The sequence below is a fragment of the Acinetobacter sp. YH18001 genome (assembly GCF_013416975.1).
Lineage (GTDB): Bacteria > Pseudomonadota > Gammaproteobacteria > Pseudomonadales > Moraxellaceae > Acinetobacter > Acinetobacter pseudolwoffii.
Map to the genome: position 1 here is coordinate 34,473 of NZ_VPEU01000012.1, position 20,041 is coordinate 54,513.

The following is a 20,041-nucleotide window of genomic DNA, read 5'->3' on the forward strand; positions in this document are numbered from 1 at the left end:
CTCAAAAGATAAAAACGGTGGATAAATAAAATCGATTCGAATTTTACACGGCTTGGCCGCATGATTAAACCTTTTCCCCAATAAAAATCAGATTTACTCCCAAATCTTTCCCTGATCTTTAAAGACTTAGGCTCATCTTTTAATTCAAAATGTGGTTATTCCCGGAAAGTCTGCCACTCAATAAATGTTCTCTCACGATAAACATAGAGCTGGGCAAATTGTGGAATGATGGCTTCACTTTGTGTCGGCCTTAAAAACACATAATCATCGACATGAATATCGCATTGCCTAGGTACCTGAAGCATTTCCTGATTACTACTGCGACCATACAACAGATGCGGCTGGCTTTTTTCAGGATAAATATAATCTGCCTGCCAATAGCCACCATAGATAAACAGTGCTTTATGCCGATGCGGCAAATGATTCAGCATTTCCAGACCCGGAATCTGGCTATAAGACAATACCTTTAAAATCGGTGCGGCAATCCAGAGCGCACATTTTAAAGCGGATAAATTGTCCAGATCGAAGTCACTGGGTTTGAGCAGCATCGAGCCAAAAGCCAGATCATTACAGACACTCTGCTGGCAATGCTGCATAAAGGTCGGACTGCCACCGCCGTTAAAACACAAATCTGCCCGCCATAAATCTGGGAATTGCTGCTGAATAGTATTTTTATATTGTTGATAAATCTGCTGCGATTGCTGATAACTTCTTTCGGGGCTTTTCAAAATATTCGGCAATTTGGCGACATGTGCATCATAGCCCATCAACCCTGAAAGCCTGAGAGCGTCGGGATATTGCTGAATGAGTTTGAGTAAGGCTATTAACTGTTGCTGACTACTCACCCCACCACGATGTAAGCCGACATCAATTTCAATATTGATATTTAACTGAAGATTAGATTCTTGAGCGAATTGCAGATATTGCTTCAAGCGCTTTATGTCATCGACCAGCCATTGAATATTGCTTTGATCATTTGCTTTATTTTGTTCAGGAACGTTTTGATAAAAACCTTGTACCGCATGAATTGGCATCGGTTTACCCAGCAAGATATCAGCCTGTTCAAATGCTCTCATCATTTCTAAAAGATGGGGTAAATGAAATACCATAAATCGTCGGGTATTCAGCTTTTCACTGGCCAGTTTGAGTAGCGGGATACTGGCTAGAGACTTCACCACCAGACGCGGCTTGAGCTGCGCAGGGATTTTTGCCTGTACAATCTCCAGATTCTGCTGATATTGAGCCAGATCCAGAATCAGTTGCGGTGTACCAGTTCCCTGCTGCTGCAAATCTTGGGTCAGTTGCTGAAAATACTTCGATTGCATAATTCGCTCCTGCTATTCAGACAAAAATAACTGCTGTAAATGCGGATTCAGCCACTTTTGCTGTGGGTCCAGTTGCTGGCGCAATCTCATAAAATCATCCCATTTCGGATAGAGATCACGTAGCGAAGCGGCTGTCATGCTGTGCAACTTTCCCCAATGTGGCCGTCCCTGATACTTCTGAAAAATCGGCTCGACCAGATCGAAAATAGCTCGGCAATCCTGTTTATAAAACTGATGAATCGAAATCGAAACCGAATCACGCTGATAAAAAGGACTCAGCCATATCTCATCGGCTTTGACATAACGAAACTCGACTGGAAAGAACATCGGCACTCGATGTTTGCGTAAAACACGCAGAACCTCGTCCAGACACTGCAAGCCGGAATCGACCGGAAGCTGATATTCCATTTCATTAAATCTGGTCTGACGCGGAGTCGGAAAAATCCGGGATGACCAATCCACATAACAACTCGGTTTAACAAAAACACCCAATAATTTTTGCAGATAAGGATTAGATGCAGGAATAAATCGGGTCAATTCAGAACACAAAGTCAATAACGCATCTTCAGATGGCCAGTTCTCCTGCCTTGGCTGAATTTCATCATTCGTTTCATCCAGGGTTTTTAGCATGACCTGATCAGAATGAAGAAAAGCCCAAAATTCAATATGCCGGTGCTGATGTTTCCATTGATCGATATGCGCAAATACTTCTTTTAATGGACACAGCCGAATCTGTTCTTTTAATTTATAGCGCGGACGATTTTGCAGGGTAATTTTGGTCAATATCCCCAGACTACCTAACGCCACACGCCCCGCTTGAAATATCTCGGTATTCTGCTGATGATCACATTGCAACAGCTCTCCATCTGCAGTCAGCAATTCAAAACCGTCCACAAAAGCAGATAAACAGGGTAAATCGATGCCGGTGCCATGCGTTCCCGTGGAAATCGCTCCCGCCAGACTTTGCTGATCAATGTCACCCTGATTGGGTAAAGCTTGATTGATCGGGGCAATATATTCACCTAAATCATATAAACGCGTACCAGCGTGCACGGTACATTGAACTTTTGCCTCATCCAAAGCCACCACACCTTTTAAATGATCGAGATGAAGCAGCACATCATTGGTTTTAGCCAAAGCACTAAATGAATGCCCCGCACCTACTGCACGAATCTTTGCCTGTGACTTCACCAAACCTTGTAATTCGCTTATTTCTCTGGGCTGAAAAACTTGAGGAGCGCTGTGCTGACTCCCTGACCAGTTTCGCCAGACTGCATTCGCCTGTTGTATTTTCATTATTATTCTCTGGCTCATATTATTTTACTGACTCAATTAGAGTAAAATACCTAAAAAATCAAATATGGGAACCCACGGGTTCAAAAAAATCAAATAGGGCTAAATATTTTAATTAATATTCAATGACTTAAAATTTATATTAATTTACTCGACTAAAGCATAAATGCAAGATTTCGAAGAAGTGCATATCTTTTCAAAAGGATATGAAAATAACGATACAACGGAGTTTTACCATGGTTAGCGCATACGATGAATTACCGCGTACCCCCGCAAATTTTGTAGCCTTGTCACCTTTACGCTATCTAGATCGTGCAGCTTATATCTATCCGAATCAAAATGCGATTATTCATGGTCAGCGCCGCATTACCTGGCGTGAGAAATACAATCGCTGCCGTCAGTTTGCCAACCAACTCCAAAAATTAGGCATCGGTAAAAATGATACCGTGTCTGTCCTGCTGCCTAACGTCCCTGCCATGATTGAAGCGCACTTTGCTGTGCCGATGGCAGGTGCGGTACTCAATACCTTAAATACCCGTCTGGATGCCAAGACGCTCGCCTTTATGCTGGAACATGCTGAAAGCAAAGTCTTATTGGTCGACCCTGAATTTACAGCGCTTGCGACCGAAGCACTGGCGCTGGTTTCACAAGAGATCTATGTGATTGATGTGGCCGATGCAGAGTTTGAAGGTGAAGACAGCCGTATTGGTCAAATCGAATATGAAGACTGGATTGCCCAAGGCGATGCAAATTTTGACTGGCATTTGCCTCAAGATGAATGGGATGCCATCAGCTTAAGTTACACCTCTGGAACCACGGGTAATCCGAAAGGTGTGGTCTACCATCACCGCGGTGCCTACATTAATGCCGCCAGTAATATCATTGCTTGTGGCATGATGCCGCGTGCCACCTATTTATGGACACTGCCACTGTTCCACTGTAATGGCTGGTGCTTTGCATGGACTATGGCGGCCAACGGCGGAACCAACGTCTGCCTGCGTAAAGTCGATGCCGAACTGATTTTCAAACTAATTGCTGAACATAAAGTCGATTATTTCTGTGGTGCACCGATTGTCCTATCAATGCTGATCAACACGCCTGAAGAGAAAAAGACCAAAATTGACCATCGTGTCGAAGTCATGGTGGCGGGTGCTGCCCCGCCGGCTGCAATTATTGAAGGCATGCGTAATATCGGAATTAACGTGACACATGTCTATGGCTTGACTGAAACCTACGGCCCTTCTGCGCTCTGTGCATCACAGGCCGGCTGGAGTGATTTGTCTATTCAGGAACAGGCGCAATTGCATTCACGTCAGGGTGTGCCATATCCGCTACAAGATGGTATGAAAGTGCTTGATCCTGACACCATGCAGGAAGTTCCGCATGATGGTCAGACCATGGGTGAGATCATGTTCCGTGGCAATATCGTGATGAAAGGTTATTTGAAAAATCCGGAAGCGACCGCAGAAGCCTTTGCCGGTGGCTGGTTCCATACCGGCGATCTGGCCGTGTGTCAGCCTGATGGCTATGCCAAGATTACCGACCGATCTAAAGACGTGATTATTTCCGGAGGGGAAAATATTTCCTCGCTAGAAGTCGAAGAAGTGCTGTATCAGCATCCTGCCATTTTAACGGCAGCTGTTGTGGCCAAGCCGGATCCACGCTGGCAGGAAGTACCATGTGCCTTTGTAGAACTTAAAGCAGGACAAACTGCAACAGCGGAAGAGATTATGGAATTCTGCAAACAGCATCTGGCACGTTTTAAAGTGCCTAAAGATGTTGTGATTACCGAAATTCCAAAAACCTCGACCGGAAAATTGCAGAAATTTGTTTTACGTGAATGGGCCAAAGAGCGCGCGCAAGGTGAGTTTTCTTAACTCCAGACAAGCAGGTTCCCGCAAAATCTGTCCAATAAAAATCGTACCAAGAAAACTTGGTACGATTTTTTATTTGAAATAACTTCTCCCAAATCCTCTCCTACTCCTATAAGGAGAGGACTTTAAGGAACTTACATCTCTACCATTTCCACGCCATCAATACGTGCCACAGTCATCAAGTCTTTATCACCACGACCTGAAACCGTCGCAATAATGATTTGATCCTTGTCCATGGTCGGTGCAAGTTTAGACACATAAGCCATAGCATGTGCGCTTTCCAGCGCCGGAATAATGCCTTCAATCTTGGTTAAATCACGGAAACCCTGTAGGGCTTCATTGTCCGTGATCGGTACATAGTTCACACGTTCCATATCTTTCAGGAAGCTATGTTCTGGCCCCACACCCGGATAATCCAGACCGGCAGAAATTGAATGCGTTTCAATGATCTGACCTTCTTTATCCGACATCAGGTAAGTCCGGTTACCATGCAGTACACCGACATGTCCGGCATTTAACGGCGCAGAGTGCTTACCAGTTTCAATACCCAAACCTGCTGCTTCTACTCCATACATTTTCACGTCTTGATCGTTCAGGAATGGGTAGAACAAGCCCATGGCATTGGATCCACCACCAACACATGCGACCAGTGCATCTGGCAGACGGCCTGCCTGCTCCTGAATCTGACGGCGTGCTTCACGGCCAATAATCGACTGGAAATCACGTACCAGCTGCGGATATGGATGTGGGCCTGCCACGGTACCAATCACATAGTAAGTTGAATCGACATTGGTTACCCAGTCACGCATGGCTTCGTTCATGGCATCTTTCAAGGTTTTAGAGCCACTTTGTACAGGCACAACTGTCGCACCAAGCAAACGCATACGGTACACGTTCATGGCCTGACGTTTGACATCTTCAGCGCCCATAAATACCACGCACTCAAGACCTAAACGTGCTGCAATTGTGGCAGTTGCTACACCATGCTGACCGGCACCTGTTTCGGCAATAATACGTTTTTTGCCTGACAATTTTGCAAGCAAGGCCTGACCGATGGTGTTGTTGACCTTATGCGAACCGGTATGGTTCAGGTCTTCACGTTTCAGATAAATTTGCGCACCACCCAACTCTTTCGACCATCGTTCAGCATGATATAAAGGACTCGGACGACCGACGTAAAACGCCAGGTCACGGTCAAATTCTGCCAAAAACTGTGCATCATCTTTCATACGGAAATAGAGCTTTTCCAAGTCTTCTAAAGCCGCCATGAGTGTTTCTGACACAAAACGTCCGCCATGAATACCGAAATGCCCGCGTTCATCCGGGAATTGGGTATAGTCAACTGCCTGACTGTTCTGGCTAGTACTTTGCTGATCCACGATGGACTCCTTGCATAAAGCGTTCTATGAGTTGTTGGTCTTTAATACCTTTTGCGGACTCGACACCGCCACTCACATCTACGGCATAGGCCTGTGTGGTGAGAATTGCCTGTTCGATATTGTCAGGATTTAAACCGCCTGCCAAGATCAAGGGAATATCAAGTTTGGGAAATGTCTCCCAATCGAAGCTGTGGCCCGTACCACCTTTCAGATCAGGATGCCATGCGTCTAACAACACTGCACTCGCGCCAGCATCTTGATAACGTTGAATTTCTACAACTACGTCAAGATCAGGTTTTACCTGAATGGCTTTATACCAACGGCGTCCCACCTGCTGGGCGATGGCCTGACATTGTTCAGGTGTTTCATCGCCATGAAATTGTAAAATATCCAATGGAACAGTTTTCAGAATATCCTGAATCTCATTAGCTGAATGATTCACAAACAGTCCAACCACTTGCACATAAGGTGCAATGGCTTGAACCAGTTGAGCAGCTTGCTCTGCTGTAACAGCTCGGGGACTCGGTGGATAAAATACGAATCCTATCGCATCTGCACCTGCGTTCACCACAGCATGAACATCTTCGACTCGGGTGATTCCACAAATTTTGGCACGGGTTCGCATATTATTCTGGCTCTAGATCTACCAATGTCTTGAACAATCTATAAGATTGGGGCAAATCATTGTAATGCAATTTTTCCGGCTTGCGTAAAGTTCATCCGGATTATTCTTGCTGTAGATTGTGTATAAGGCATACAAACTTTATACTGCGCCCATCTTGCAACGAGCCAAAGCAGCCTCCTGCTTTAGGGAAGCTGGTGTAAATCCAGCACTGCCCCCGCAACGGTAAAAATGAAACGTCTATCAAATAAACCGCTTCGGTTTACACCACTGCATCTTGATGTGGGAAGGTGGATAGACAGCAAAGCCTGTACTTTGCACATTTAAGTCCGGAAACCTGCTTGTTGTGTTCTATCACCCAATCATTCACGGGGAAGTGAATGTATGGAGCATTTCATGTCTATTCAATTTCAACCTACTGCCTTGGTAGGTGCGATCGCACTTGCGTTGGGTACCACTTCATCTGTTTTTGCTGCCGAGCAAAAAGTTGCAAAAGCATCTTTGGATACCATTGTGGTGACTGCTTCTCGTAGTGAACAAAATATCAAAGATGTACCCGCGCGTATTTCGATTATTGAGCCTGCAATTCTTGAGCAATCTCCCTTAGCCTCATTACCACACTTATTAAGTAATGAAGCATCTCTAAATATGGTGCAGTCAGGTGGCTATGGTCAACAATCATCTATTTTCCTAAGAGGCACAAATTCAACACACACTCTTGTTTTACGTGATGGTGTGAAACTTAATAGTGCAACAAGTGGTGTTGCATCTCTAGCATATATTGATACAACAGACCTCAAACAAATCGAAATACTTAAAGGTCCTGCTTCAGTTTTATATGGTACGAATGCTATTGGTGGGGTCGTACAGCTTGTTTCTAAAACTCCTGAAAAAACAGGTGTATTTGTTACAGGTGAAGTTGGTGAAAATAAAACTTATAAATCTATTGTCGGTGCTGACCTCGCTGAAAATGGGTTTTATGCCCAAATTCGTGGTCAACGCCTAGAATCAGATGGAACTCAAGTGACCAACGCTGAGCAATCTGATATTAAAACTGGTGATTTCGAACAAAAAGGTTTTAGTACTAAATTTGGTTTTGAAGATGAGCAAGTCGCTCTTTCTTTGGATTATGCACAAAACGAAGGTCAATCCACTTATGTTTCAAGTGTTTTTGCATCAGCTCCCTCTTATGCATTTTTAAATTTAAAAAATAACGCTGTCGATTTCAAAAATGAAAGTATCAATGTGAAAGCAAAATATAAAATTTCTGATCAACTTGAATTAAATGCACGTTTATCTCAATTTAAAGATGAAAGTGATCAATTAGATTCAAAAGATTTTGTAAATAGTAAAACCCAAGAAGCTGACCTATACACGAAAGTCATTTTACCAGCTCACCAAAACATCCTATTAGGTACCACTTTCCAAAATACCAAAGCCGATGCTATTTCTAGCGGATCTCCATATAAAGGAGACGTTGATTCACAAGGTTATTATATTCAGCACCAATACAGCAATCACGGTTTAAATACTCAAATTGGTATTCGTGTAGAAGACAATGACCAATTTGGCACGCATACCGTCGGTCAGGTGGCAGCTCGCTATCAAATATTGAAAAACACAAGTATTTACACTAATTGGGGCACAGCATTTAGAGCACCTAACTTAAATGAGCTCTATGTTAACTATTATGGCAATCCAAATTTAAAACCTGAAGAAAGTGCATCTTTTGAATTCGGTATTGATCAGAAGCTCCCTCTTGGATTTACCACTGGTTTGTCTGCGTATACTAACCAAGTGAAAAACCTCATTGATTATAATGATAAAAATGGCTACATCATTGACAACGTGAGTAAAGCAAAATTTGAGGGTATCGAAAGCTACGTTCATTGGGAACAAGATCAACTGTTTGCAAAACTTTCACACAACTATGTGAAAGCTACAAATGAAGAGATTCATAAGGAATTAGCTCGTCGTCCTCGTCAAAGCCTAACCTTGACAGCTGGATTACAAAATTCAGTTTATGGCATTAGCACATCGGTATCATCCAAATCAGCACCTAAAGACAATTCAAAAGTTGCTGGTTACGCAACGATTGATTTGAATGCGTATTGGAATGTAAATCCATCTGTCAAACTTTTCACTAATATCGACAATATTGGTGATGTAAAATTTGAAACCGCATCATACGGAGATGATCTTTTCTATATCAACGGCGGTCGCCTCGCTTCTGCCGGTGTAACCTTTACATACTAAGTTCAGCGTTTCAATAAATACTTTTGAGCATCATGTCATGCCTATGGCATGATGCTTTTTATTTACAGCATTTAAAAATCAAGGAAATCACATGGGTCACCGTTTAAGTAAGATTTATACCCGCACAGGCGATTCAGGCACCACAGGTTTGGGTGATGGTTCTCGCGTTGCCAAAGACGATTTACGTATTGATGCGCTCGGTGATGTGGATGAACTCAATGCCGTGATTGGTGTATTACGTGCACAGATTTCAGCAAGCACGATTGAAGATAAAGCCACTTGGGACAAATCTTTAAGCCTGATTCAACACTGGTTATTTGATCTCGGTGGTGAAGTGTGTATTCCGGGTTTTAATCTGGTACAACCTGTGTCGATTGATTTTTTAGAAAATGATATCGACCGTATGAATGAAGCCTTGCCAATGCTCAAAGACTTTATTCTGCCTGCTGGCACTTTAGTCTGCAGCTTTGCCCATCAGGCGCGCGCAGTCTGCCGCCGGGCAGAACGTAGCGTGATGTCAGTCCACTCTCGCGACCAGAATATTCAGGCAGCGTCGCTACAACTGCTGAACCGTTTATCAGACTGGCTATTTGTAGCATCGCGCACCTTGCAACGCAGCGAGGGCGGTTCAGAAGTGCTGTGGCAAAAAAATATCAATGACAGCATCGAAAACTAGAATTATTTCTTGATTCTAAATCTAAAAATACGCGTCAGATGTATCTTGATTTTACAGTGCATCTGACGACAATAAGCCTTATCATCTTTTTGTCACATAGCACGCATACAATGAAATCAACTTCTCAATTTATGGGCAGTCTATGCGCATAATTGGTCATCGTGGTGCACGTGGCGAAGCCCCTGAAAATACCCTAGGCGGTTTTCAATATATTCAAGACATCGGTATTCGCGCCGTTGAGTTTGATGTGCGTCAGCTCAAAGACAATGCCTTAATCATCATGCATGATGATGATTTTGTGCGAACCACAGGTTTGCAAAAGCATTTATATGAATGCAATCGTCAAGATCTTGCACACTATAATCATGCTGTGACCTGGTCAGACTGGAATAAAGTCGAAGCCACTCCCCTTTTAAATCAGACCTTAAATGTCATTCGAGACTTTGAGCATATTGAAGTCGAAATCAAAAGTGTCGATTCCGAAGCTGCGGCTGAGAAAATTGCACTGGGCGTTGCACAGCAACTGCAAGGCTATGAGCAGGCGGCCATCATTACCAGTTTTGATGCCAAAGTCCTGCAAGCCTTCAAACAGCAAAATTCCCGGCTAAAACGCGGTTTACTCATCGAAACCGACCTAAAATATCAAGCGATTGATCAGGCGCTAGAACTGGATTGCTGTCATATTGGCTGGATGAATGAGCTGGCCAGCAAAGACCTGATTCAGGCCACCCAGGCTGCTGAATTGAATATCAGTGTCTGGACGGTCAATGATGTGAGCCGAGCCAAAGAGCTGCGTGATTGGGGAATTCAAGGGCTGATTACCGATTACCCAAAACTGATGCTGCAGCAACTCTAAAAAACAGCCTGATTATTGATCAGTTCAAATCGTTTTATTTAAGACAGCTCGATTTCATGTCAAGCTATTAAAGCGTGTCTGACTTTTAGATTGATTCGACTTGAATGTTAAATTAATTTTCTATGAGATATATTCTGCAAATTTTCTGGCAATATTGTAGAAATGATGAACAGTTAAATCGCTTAATATTAGCCCAATTAAATAGTCTAAAAGACCGATAATCCTCAGTCACTTAGTCGGAAATCAAGCCCCGTCTAGACTGGCAAAATGGTCGTTTTTGCCCTACTTATCCTGTTACTGACAAGTACAATACAACCGTACAATAATGCTAGTGATGCTATAGGCCACATGCTAATATAAACAAGATAGGCTGCTGTTAAAATCAACAGTGGTTTCTGCTTTTTGTTAAACCTTCCGAGGTTCTAGGAGTGCTGTTGGAGATGAATGCTCCCTTACCCAAAGCCCCCATTAACTGGATTGCGGTGTTTGCATTGGTGTTATTACCCATTGTCGCCCTGATTGCAATTCCGTTATATGCGTATCACCATGATTTTAGCGCCGCCGCTTGGATCAGCATGTTTGTTTTACTGGGCGTAAGCAGCCTTGGCATTACAGCAGGATACCATCGCCTGTGGGCACATCGTGCTTATGAAGCCACTCTACCATTAAAAATCATCTTAATGATTATGGGTACATTTGCTGTACAGAATAGTATCTTGTTCTGGGCATCTGGTCACCGTACTCATCATCGTCATGTCGATGATGTGGATCAAGATCCGTACTCGATCAACAAAGGTTTCTGGTATGCACATATCGGCTGGATGTTACGTGATTATCCATCAGGTGTGGCAAACTATAAAAATGCGCCAGATCTGTTAAAAGACAAAGTCGTCATGTTTCAGGACAAATACTATATTCCATTAGTGATTGCCGTTCATGCTGCTATTTTGCTTCCAATTGGCTGGGCAGTCGGCGATGTCTGGGGAGTCTTGCTGCTGGGTGGATTAGTGCGTTTAATCCTAAGCCATCATGTGACTTTCTTCATCAACTCGCTGTGTCACATGTGGGGCAATCGTCCTTATACCGACGAGAACACTGCACGTGACAACTTCGTACTTGCGATTGCCACCTGGGGTGAGGGTTATCATAATTACCACCACATTTTCCAGTACGATTACCGTAATGGCGTGAAATGGTGGCAATACGATCCAACCAAATGGTTGATCTGGACCTGCTCTAAACTGGGTTTAGCCAAAAACTTACGTCGTATTCCTAGCTTTAATATCAAAAAAGCGGAACTGGCGATGAAGTTTAAATATGCTGAACAGGATCTTGCGGTCTATGGTCATGATGTTTCTGAAGACATCATTACTGTGAAAACCAAGATTGCTCAGGAATATGATGCCTTTACCCAAACTTTAAATGACTGGGCCAAACTGAAAGAGCAAGAAATTCAGGTGAAAAAGGCTTCTATGGCAGAAAAAATTCACCAGATGGATGACAAACTGAAAGTTGAATTCCAGCTGGTTGAACAGCGTTTATCCCATCACCGGGCAACCTTAAATCTACTGGTTCGTAATTTGAAAAAATCAGCAGTATCTTAATAAAACTGCTCACAAAAAAGCCCCAATCGGGGCTTTTTTTATGTCTGAAAGATAACTTGAACTCTCGTTTATACAACAGTTTTCTACAGGCAACTTTGTTATAGTCAAGGTATTCCAAGCCTGTACTGAGTGCCATGTATTTTAACTCTCGTTATCAAACCCTTCCTGCTGCCCTTTATCACCATCAAGTTCCGCTGCCGTTGAAAGGCGCAAAAGCCGGGCATTTTAACGTAGCTTTGGCAGAACAACTGCAATGGTCAGATGATGATAAAGCGCAATGGGTCGAGATGTGTAGTGGTCAGAAAGTCTTTGCTGAGTTTCAACCCTTGGCCATGGTCTACGCAGGTCATCAGTTTGGTCAATGGGCTGGACAATTGGGAGATGGTCGCGGCCTGTTAATTGCACAGATCCTTGATCAGGAAGGTCAGACTATTGACCTGCATTTAAAAGGTGCGGGTGCAACGCCCTATTCACGCATGGGTGATGGGCGTGCAGTACTGCGTTCGGTGATTCGTGAGTATCTGGCGGGTCATGCATTAAATGCTTTGGGTGTAGCATCCAGTAATGCGGTAGGTTTTACTTCATCAATGCAAGGTATTCAGCGCGAAAAGCTCGAACCCGGTGCAATGATGTTACGTACTTCAGACTGTCATATTCGTTTCGGGCATTTTGAATGGATCAATCAATATCAGCCGGAGTTATTGGCTGAATTTACCCAGAAATGTATTGAATGGCATTATCTGGAATGCCTGCAAGCCGAACAGCCGCTATTAGCCTTTGCCACAAAAGTCATTCAGCGCACAGCGGTGATGATTGCCAAATGGCAACTGGTTGGCTTCGCGCATGGCGTGATGAATACTGACAACCTGAATATTACCGGTTCAACTTTGGACTTTGGTCCTTATGGCTTTATGGAGCGCTTCCGTCCGAACTGGATCAATAACCATTCGGATTATCAGGGGCGTTATACCTATCAGCAACAACCAAGTATCGGGCACTGGAACTTGTGGCAATGGTTAAACAATCTGGTTCCCCTCTGCCCTGCGGATTATGACAAAGAACAATGGAAACAGGATCTGGCCTGCTGTCTGGAACATTATGAGCAGACGTTCTTGGAACATTACAAACACGGTTTAAACCAGAAAATGGGCTTGCCAGGTTTCCATAAAGACAGTTTTGACTGTGCGATGGTATTTTTACGAATCTTGCAAAGTGAGCAACTGGATTACACCCAGAGTTTTATCCGCCTGCAAAATAAAGACTATGACGCTATTAAAGATGATTGTCTGGATCGCCGTCAGTTTGAAGCTTTCCTGACACAATATGAAACTATTCGTGCACATCAGGATATTGAAGAACTGGATGCCGCCATGAAGCAAGCCAATCCGCATTACATTCTGCGCAATCACATGGCACAGAAAGCCATTGAACGGGCAGAGCGTGATGATTTTTCCGAAGTCGATCGTTTGTTTAAATTGCTCAGCCAGCCTTATCTGAAACAGCCAGATCTGGAACATGCTGAAGATTTAGCACCATTGCCAAGTGATGTACCGGAAGTGATGGTGAGTTGTTCTTCTTAATTTATTGACATCACGAATAAAAACTGTGGATAATCTAGCCATTATCCACATTCTAAAAATACATTACTTTCTAAATGCATGATAATTTTAAGTGTTTCGTCTAATGCCCACTATATTAAATAGATAAAAACTTAATGGAAACTTCATTTTTATAAGATAGAAAACTTTTATTAATTATTATTAAAAATTATAAAAGCCTAGAATATGCATTCTCATAAATTATGTATTGTGATTAAAAATGGAATTAGAGACGATTCTAATCACATTAGGCTTTTTTGCCTTTTGTGGTGGTCTAATTGATGCTGCTGTAGGTGGAGGTGGGTTAGTCCAATTACCTGCCCTATTGCATGCTTTACCACAATATAGTCTCGCAACTGTCTTCGGAACAAATAAAGTTGCTGCATTGGCTGGAACATTTTCATCTATTTTTACCTATGTAAAAAAAATAAAAATTGTTTGGATACTGATGCTACCAACGATGGTTTCAGCATTTATTTTTGCTTTTGTTGGAGCAATGTCCGTTGCTTATATTCCTAAGGAGTTAATGCAGTATATTGTCTTTATTTTATTGATTGTTATCGCGCTTTATACATTCATGAAAAAGGATTTTGGCAAGATCCATACAACCATACAATGCGGTAAAAAAGAGATTTTACTAGGCATATTATTTGGTGGATTGATTGGTTTCTATGACGGAATATTTGGACCAGGAACGGGTAGTTTTTTAATTTTTTTGTTTGTTAAGATTTTTGCTTTTGATTTCTTAAATGCTTCAGCATCAGCGAAACTGGTAAATTTAGGTACTATCAGCGCATCACTCCTATTTTTTGTTCCGTCTGGAAATGTTTTATGGCTGATAGGAGTTGTTCTTGCAGTTTGTAATATTACAGGATCTCTTGTGGGAACGATGTTAGCTCTGCGCTATGGAAGTAGCTTTATTAGAGTATTTTTTCTTATCCTACTAGTCTTTTTAATTGGCCGTATGGGAATGTCTATCTTCTTTTCTCATTAAATATTTCTAAAATTAACGCAATGCACATCATACGCAATCATATATTTTTATTAATATAATTCAGTATCTTAAATACAACTTTAAGATACTATTACCATTAATTGGGTTTATTCGTGATTTTCACTGGTTCACGTTCACTGATTAAGCAATGTTCCACGAATTTGTCTAGCCAAAATTAATTTCAAAGTATAAAAAAAGCGAACCACTCGATTCGCTTTTTCATTGCAATACTTAATCAATCTTCAGGATATTCAAAACGGTAACCAACCCCATACACCGCCTGAATCCACTCATGACGGTTGCCAGTTTCCGCAGCATCGGAAATCTTGCGGCGCAGGTTTTTGATATGACTGTCAATGACCCGGTCTGCCACATCAAAACTGTCCGGATTGATATGATCAAGCAATTGCGCACGTGAATAAACCTGTCCGACATGTTCCAGGAATAATTCCAGCAAACGGAATTCAGTCGGGGTCAGGTTCAAGGCCTTTTGTTGATACCAGATCCGCTGCTGGGATTTGTCCATACGGAACAGATCATTACTTTCCGGTTCTGATTTACGGTCCAGACGACGTAAGACTGCCTGTACCCGTGCAACCAACTCTTTTGGACTAAATGGTTTACACAGATAATCATCTGCGCCCATATTCAGTCCCAACACACGGTCAATTTCTTCGGTACGCGCGGTCACCATAATAATCGGCAAATCTGACTGTTCACGCACTTTACGGCAAATGGTCAGACCGTCCATACGCGGCACCATCAAGTCCAAAATCATCAGACTCGGTTTACGCTGGGTAAAACTGTTATATGCTTCCTGCCCATCATGAAACATACTGACCTCAAAACCAGCAGCTTCCAGATAGTCTCGCACCAATTGTGCAAGTTCGATTTCATCTTCAACCAGCATGACATGTTTCATCAATATATTTCCTTTAGGGTTTCATTTGTTTAGGAAAACTCAGTTTGCAGCGTAAACCACCGAGTGGTGAATGCGCAAAGCTTAAGCTGCCACCCAGCGCCTGCGTAATTTTACATGATAATGCCAAACCAAGCCCAGTTCCGCCAGTCGCCCGGGTACGCGAATCATCGACACGGTAGAAACGCTCGCCAATCCGCGCCAGTTGCTCATCGCTCAAACCAAATGGGCTGTCATCGACATATAAGCTCCATTCTTTCTCATCCTGCATGCTATGAATATGCACCTGCCCGCCCGCTTCAGTATAGCGAATACTATTACTCAGCAAGTTGGCCACAATCTGTTTAAAACGATCCAGATCCAGATTTAACTCAGTATCTTCGCCATTTGCGGTGACCGTCAATTTAGCCTGTTCAAAGTTTGGCTGGAAGTTGATCAGTTCCTGCTGTACCACCTCCCACGGATTCACCGTCGAGAAGTAAAATTGCAATTGCTGCGCATCGGCCTGTGCCAATGCGGCCAGATCCTGTGTCAGTTTTTTCAGGCTGGTGACCTGCGCCAGCATGGAAGCAAAATGTTCAGGGGTGGGTTTACGAATCCCATCCTGCATCGCTTCAATCTGTGCCTGCAATACCGCCAGTGGCGTTTTCAATTCATGTGAGGTATCTGCCACCCATTGACGGCGTGAGGTTTCATGCTGATCCAGAATCACAGCCAAGGCATTTAATTCATTGGACAAATCACCCAATTCATCATTGCGGTTGACTTTGACCTGATATTGATAATTTCCCTGAGTCAAGGCACGCGTACCATTGAGCAGACGTTGAATCGGCTTTTTGAAATAAGTCGCCAATAACAGGGAAGCAATCAGACTCGCTAAAATACTGAGTGCATAAACCAGAAATAAATAACGCTTTTGGTTACTGAAGAAATTAATACTGAGCGCATCATCCTGATCCAGAACCGGTTTTAAGCCCAAATAACCGACAATCTGGTTATTCACCATAATCGGGCGATAAGAAATTTGCTCATCCGAAGCCTCACCCACTACAAAACGACGCTTGGCATCATACAGTGAGAGACGTGAACTGAGGCCAAGACGATCCGGCATCTGGATAAACTGTTTCTTGCCAGTCAGTTGCTGTGCTGGCTGCTCACCATTTTTGCGATCGGTTCTAAACAGATTCTGATTGGAACTGAGCGGGAATTTCAAGCCTTCAAAAGGCTGAAACTGGGACGGCAAATTAGACGCCAGCACCCGTAATTCTTCTTCATTGACCTGACGTTGTGGCAGCTCTGGATCCACCATACTTGGTGCGACCTGAGCCAGGGTCTGTTCCTGAAAATAACGCTGCTGCAAGGCAATATCATACTGACGGCGCAGCCACCAGCGTGATAAACGGTCATAATCATCCGGCGCGGCTTCACCTTCCATCTGGAGAATCTGTGCCTGAATCGCATTGCCCCAGTCCTGATAGACTGCATAGACATCGGCCAGATTTTCAATCACATAATCCAGCTTCTGCATTTCGACATCGGCGACATAGCGGGCGAAATTACGCTGCATATTCAGATGCAATACACCCAGGCTCACCGTGGTAATGACCAGCGTGGTCAACAGCACGGTCAAAAATAGACGTAATGCAATGGGAATGCGGCGAATGTTCAAAATAGAAATCTCAATTTTTCTTCTATATTCATTATTGTAGCGAACATGGCATCAAAAAACTCTTCATTGTTTCTTCATCTTTATTGTTTAATCTTTACCTGACATAAAATCAGGTTCTTGACGGGAATAAATACAATGCAAGCCATGACAAAAATAGCCTTAATCAGTGCCAGTGTTCTTTCTATGGGTGCTTTGACTGCCTGTCAATCTACCAGTAATGTACCGAACAATGAGCATCGCCAAATGATGAAACATCATCATGAGGGTAAAAAACAGCATCATCTTTCGCCTGAACAGCGCGAGCAGTTTAAGGAAAAGCGTGCGGAACGTCTGCAATTTGCCAAACAGCTGCAACAGGCCTGTGACAATAAAGCCGTAGGTTCAGCGGTTCAAATCAAGGCCGGTGATAAAACCATTGATGGCAATTGCACTATCGTTTTTAAAGCCGATCGTAAAAACATGCAAGGCCAGCGCGGTGAACACCGCGGCATGAAAGGTGAACATCGTCCAATGCGTGCCGATGTCCGTGGCGGCATGATGCGCGGTGAAGCATTAACTGATGCAAAACGTGCAGAATTGACCAAACAGTTTGATCAACGTCTGGCTCAGCGTCAGGCACAACAACAAGCGATGCTGCAAGCCTGTCAAGGCAAGAAAGATGGTACTGCTGCACAGATCAAAGCAGGTGAACAAACAGTGAATGGTCAATGTCATGTTCGTTTCCAGCCCAAAACATCTGCCTATTAATGCATAGGAATCAATGATTCACGACAAGCACCTTCGGGTGCTTTTTTATTGCGTGCTATTTACCCTGGATAGTTGACTATTCGTATCATACAAAATATGACTAAAGCCTTTATACTCAATATGTTTAATACGTCATGCATATTAATCTTTGACTTTACAGTCACCAAGAAATCCCCCTGAAAAGCTTGTACCGCAGGGGAAGATGTTGCAGGATTAGAATCATTCCAAACCGTGTCAGTGAAGATACGTTTTTAGTTCATCTAAGATTATAACGCTGGTTAAACCAGTATTGAGGAAACCGATATGCCACAATACAAAGCGCCTTTACGTGATATGCAATTTGTGTTGCATGAATTATTAAATGCTGAACAACACTATGCAAATCTCCCTGCATTCCAAGAAAACGTAAGCCGTGAACTGGTAGATCAGTACTTAGAAGCTGCGGCTGATTTCTGTGAAAATGAACTCTCTCCGATTAACCAGGCGGGCGACCGTGAAGGTTGTACCTGGAATGACGGCGTGGTGACTACACCAACAGGCTTTAAAGAAGCGTATCAAAAATACATCGAGCTTGGCTTCCCTTCACTTTCTGCTGAAGAACAGTATGGCGGTCAAGGTTTACCAAATTCTTTAGGGATTACCATTTCTGAAATGGTCGGTACTGCGAACTGGGCATGGGGCATGTACCCTGGCCTGTCTCACGGTGCAGTTCGTACTTTAGAACACCACGGTTCAGCTGAACAAAAAGATGCTTACCTGCCTAAACTGGTTTCAGGTGAGTGGACGGGTACCATGTGCCTGACCGAATCGCATGCAGGTTCTGACCTGGGTATTATCCGTACCAAAGCCGAGCCACAAGCAGATGGTAGCTACGCCATTTCTGGCGAGAAAATCTTCATCTCTGCGGGTGAACACGACATGGCTGAAAACATCATCCATATCGTACTGGCACGTTTACCGGGCGCACCGAAAGGCACCAAAGGTATTTCATTATTCATCGTACCGAAGTTCAACCTGAATGCCGATGGCTCTATTGCCGATCGCAATGGCGTACGTTGTGGTTCAATCGAACATAAAATGGGGATCCACGGTAACGCAACCTGTGTGATCAACTTCGATAACGCGAAAGGCTTCCTGATTGGCCCTGAAAACCGTGGTCTGAACTGCATGTTCACCTTCATGAACACCGCACGTATCGGTACGGCAGTACAAGGTCTGGCAGCGTCTGAAGGTTCTTTCCAGGGTGCACTTGCCTACGCCAAAGACCGTCTGGCGATGCGTTCACTGTCTGGCCCTAAAAACCCGGAAAAAGAAGCAGATCCAATCATTGTGCATCCAGCTGTACGTAACATGCTGCTAACCCAAAAAGCATATGCAGAAGCAGGTCGTGCACTGGTTTACCTGTTGGCGCAATATGCGGACGTGGTTGAACATGCTGTAGAAGAAGCCGATCGTAAATTTGCAGACAATATCCTGTCTCTACTTACCCCAATCGCAAAAGCATTCCTGACTGAAACCGGTTCTGAAGCTGCGAAACACGGTGTGCAGGTCTTCGGTGGTCATGGCTTCATTTCTGAGCATGGCATGGAGCAAATCGTACGTGATACACGTATTGCCTGTTTGTACGAAGGTACCACTGAAATTCAGGCGCTGGACTTGTTAGGTCGTAAAGTGTTGGGTACTCAAGGTGCGATGTTGAAAGACTTCACCAAGATGATCCACAAATTTGCTGAAGCGCACAAAGACAATGCTGCAATGAAAGAATTCGTTGAGCCATTGGCTGCCTTGAACAAGGAATGGGGCGACCTGACCATGCAAATTGGTATGCGTGCGATGCAAAACCCTGAAGAAGTCGGTGCAGCTGCGGTCGATTACCTGTACTTCTCTGGTTATGTCACCCTGGCTTACCTATGGGCACGTATGGCACTGGTTGCTCAAGAGCAACTGGCTGCTGGCACCACTGAAGTTGACTTCTACAATGCCAAAGTGACCACTGCACGCTTCTACTTCAAGAAAATCCTGCCACGCGTTCGTTCACATGTTGACGTGATCGCAACAGGTGTAGAGCCATTGATGAACCTGGATGCAGAACATTTCGCATTCTAAGTTAGAATCAGACTAATCGCATCACAGAAAAAGGACGGTCAATGAACAGACAGTCCTTTTTCTTTATAACGAGTTACAGAATTAACCTTTAGTCGTCTAACATTCAGATTTTGAGTGTTTTAG

General features: G+C 43.6%; 15 protein-coding genes and 1 riboswitch. Of the genes, 9 read left to right on the forward strand and 6 right to left on the reverse strand.

The window, feature by feature from the left end; all coding sequences use genetic code 11:
- Positions 1 to 155: 155 nt before the first annotated feature.
- Positions 156 to 1,325 (reverse strand): alanine racemase, encoded by a 1,170-nt coding sequence (locus FTV48_RS06030; protein WP_179999680.1) that lies wholly within the window; start codon positions 1,323 to 1,325, stop codon positions 156 to 158.
- Between the two features lie 12 nt (positions 1,326 to 1,337).
- Entirely contained in the window at positions 1,338 to 2,621 is a 1,284-nt protein-coding gene (locus FTV48_RS06035) for a D-arabinono-1,4-lactone oxidase (RefSeq protein ID WP_179999682.1), read from the reverse strand.
- A gap of 233 nt (positions 2,622 to 2,854) precedes the next feature.
- Here FTV48_RS06035 and FTV48_RS06040 point away from each other — a divergent pair, with 233 nt between their 5' ends.
- On the forward strand, positions 2,855 to 4,495 hold the full coding sequence (locus FTV48_RS06040) for an acyl-CoA synthetase (RefSeq protein ID WP_179999683.1): 1,641 nt from the start codon (positions 2,855 to 2,857) through the stop codon (positions 4,493 to 4,495).
- 131 nt (positions 4,496 to 4,626) lie between these two features.
- On the opposite strand, the gene trpB is transcribed toward FTV48_RS06040, so the two are convergent.
- Together trpB and FTV48_RS06050 are read right to left on the reverse strand one after the other, a co-directional pair.
- Positions 4,627 to 5,871: a tryptophan synthase subunit beta gene (gene trpB / locus FTV48_RS06045; protein WP_179999685.1), complete on the reverse strand. Its 1,245-nt coding sequence runs from the start codon at positions 5,869 to 5,871 to the stop codon at positions 4,627 to 4,629.
- Entirely contained in the window at positions 5,852 to 6,496 is a 645-nt protein-coding gene (locus tag FTV48_RS06050) for a phosphoribosylanthranilate isomerase (RefSeq protein ID WP_179999687.1), read from the reverse strand. The genes trpB and FTV48_RS06050 overlap by 20 nt, the downstream gene beginning before the upstream one ends.
- 144 nt (positions 6,497 to 6,640) lie before the next feature.
- Positions 6,641 to 6,853, forward strand: a riboswitch (cobalamin riboswitch).
- Between the two features lie 36 nt (positions 6,854 to 6,889).
- Between FTV48_RS06050 and FTV48_RS06055 the strand changes: the two genes are divergently transcribed.
- From FTV48_RS06055 to FTV48_RS06080, 6 genes are all read left to right on the forward strand, one after another.
- Positions 6,890 to 8,749: a TonB-dependent siderophore receptor gene (locus FTV48_RS06055; RefSeq protein WP_179999689.1), complete on the forward strand. Its 1,860-nt coding sequence runs from the start codon at positions 6,890 to 6,892 to the stop codon at positions 8,747 to 8,749.
- Positions 8,750 to 8,840: 91 nt separating this feature from the next.
- Positions 8,841 to 9,425, forward strand: a complete 585-nt coding sequence (locus FTV48_RS06060) for a cob(I)yrinic acid a,c-diamide adenosyltransferase (protein WP_005172582.1) — start codon at positions 8,841 to 8,843, stop codon at positions 9,423 to 9,425.
- Positions 9,426 to 9,567: 142 nt separating this feature from the next.
- Positions 9,568 to 10,281 carry a glycerophosphodiester phosphodiesterase gene (locus FTV48_RS06065; RefSeq protein ID WP_005095772.1) on the forward strand — a complete coding sequence of 238 codons (714 nt, stop codon included), beginning with the start codon at positions 9,568 to 9,570 and terminating at the stop codon, positions 10,279 to 10,281.
- A gap of 440 nt (positions 10,282 to 10,721) precedes the next feature.
- Positions 10,722 to 11,885 carry an acyl-CoA desaturase gene (locus FTV48_RS06070; protein WP_005095770.1) on the forward strand — a complete coding sequence of 388 codons (1,164 nt, stop codon included), beginning with the start codon at positions 10,722 to 10,724 and terminating at the stop codon, positions 11,883 to 11,885.
- Positions 11,886 to 12,019: 134 nt separating this feature from the next.
- Entirely contained in the window at positions 12,020 to 13,465 is a 1,446-nt protein-coding gene (locus FTV48_RS06075; protein ID WP_179999690.1) for a YdiU family protein, read from the forward strand.
- A gap of 238 nt (positions 13,466 to 13,703) precedes the next feature.
- Entirely contained in the window at positions 13,704 to 14,477 is a 774-nt protein-coding gene (locus tag FTV48_RS06080; RefSeq protein ID WP_179999692.1) for a TSUP family transporter, read from the forward strand.
- A gap of 235 nt (positions 14,478 to 14,712) precedes the next feature.
- Here FTV48_RS06080 and FTV48_RS06085 read toward each other — a convergent pair whose 3' ends face one another.
- Positions 14,713 to 15,399, reverse strand: a complete 687-nt coding sequence (locus FTV48_RS06085) for a response regulator (protein WP_004278304.1) — start codon at positions 15,397 to 15,399, stop codon at positions 14,713 to 14,715.
- A gap of 13 nt (positions 15,400 to 15,412) precedes the next feature.
- A complete protein-coding gene (gene baeS, locus FTV48_RS06090; RefSeq protein ID WP_179999693.1) occupies positions 15,413 to 17,065 on the reverse strand; it encodes a sensor histidine kinase efflux regulator BaeS in 1,653 nt (550 codons plus the stop codon).
- Between the two features lie 135 nt (positions 17,066 to 17,200).
- Between baeS and FTV48_RS06095 the strand changes: the two genes are divergently transcribed.
- Positions 17,201 to 17,812, forward strand: a complete 612-nt coding sequence (locus FTV48_RS06095; RefSeq protein ID WP_179999695.1) for a hypothetical protein — start codon at positions 17,201 to 17,203, stop codon at positions 17,810 to 17,812.
- A gap of 303 nt (positions 17,813 to 18,115) precedes the next feature.
- The gene (locus tag FTV48_RS06100) at positions 18,116 to 19,918 is read left to right on the forward strand and encodes an acyl-CoA dehydrogenase C-terminal domain-containing protein (RefSeq protein ID WP_005095752.1); all 1,803 of its coding nucleotides are present in this window, start codon (positions 18,116 to 18,118) and stop codon (positions 19,916 to 19,918) included.
- The last annotated feature ends 123 nt before the right edge of the window (positions 19,919 to 20,041 follow it).

What these genes read in the sequence shown, in the direction of transcription:
- FTV48_RS06085 (WP_004278304.1), bottom strand. Translation starts at nt 15,399, where the DNA reads ATGAAACATGTCATGCTGGTTGAAGATGAAATCGAACTTGCACAATTG.
- FTV48_RS06055 (WP_179999689.1), top strand. Translation starts at nt 6,890, where the DNA reads ATGTCTATTCAATTTCAACCTACTGCCTTGGTAGGTGCGATCGCACTT.
- FTV48_RS06030 (WP_179999680.1), bottom strand. Translation starts at nt 1,325, where the DNA reads ATGCAATCGAAGTATTTTCAGCAACTGACCCAAGATTTGCAGCAGCAG.
- FTV48_RS06040 (WP_179999683.1), top strand. Translation starts at nt 2,855, where the DNA reads ATGGTTAGCGCATACGATGAATTACCGCGTACCCCCGCAAATTTTGTA.
- FTV48_RS06075 (WP_179999690.1), top strand. Translation starts at nt 12,020, where the DNA reads ATGTATTTTAACTCTCGTTATCAAACCCTTCCTGCTGCCCTTTATCAC.
- FTV48_RS06035 (WP_179999682.1), bottom strand. Translation starts at nt 2,621, where the DNA reads ATGAAAATACAACAGGCGAATGCAGTCTGGCGAAACTGGTCAGGGAGT.
- FTV48_RS06095 (WP_179999695.1), top strand. Translation starts at nt 17,201, where the DNA reads ATGCAAGCCATGACAAAAATAGCCTTAATCAGTGCCAGTGTTCTTTCT.
- FTV48_RS06060 (WP_005172582.1), top strand. Translation starts at nt 8,841, where the DNA reads ATGGGTCACCGTTTAAGTAAGATTTATACCCGCACAGGCGATTCAGGC.
- FTV48_RS06050 (WP_179999687.1), bottom strand. Translation starts at nt 6,496, where the DNA reads ATGCGAACCCGTGCCAAAATTTGTGGAATCACCCGAGTCGAAGATGTT.
- FTV48_RS06100 (WP_005095752.1), top strand. Translation starts at nt 18,116, where the DNA reads ATGCCACAATACAAAGCGCCTTTACGTGATATGCAATTTGTGTTGCAT.
- FTV48_RS06065 (WP_005095772.1), top strand. Translation starts at nt 9,568, where the DNA reads ATGCGCATAATTGGTCATCGTGGTGCACGTGGCGAAGCCCCTGAAAAT.
- FTV48_RS06070 (WP_005095770.1), top strand. Translation starts at nt 10,722, where the DNA reads ATGAATGCTCCCTTACCCAAAGCCCCCATTAACTGGATTGCGGTGTTT.
- FTV48_RS06080 (WP_179999692.1), top strand. Translation starts at nt 13,704, where the DNA reads ATGGAATTAGAGACGATTCTAATCACATTAGGCTTTTTTGCCTTTTGT.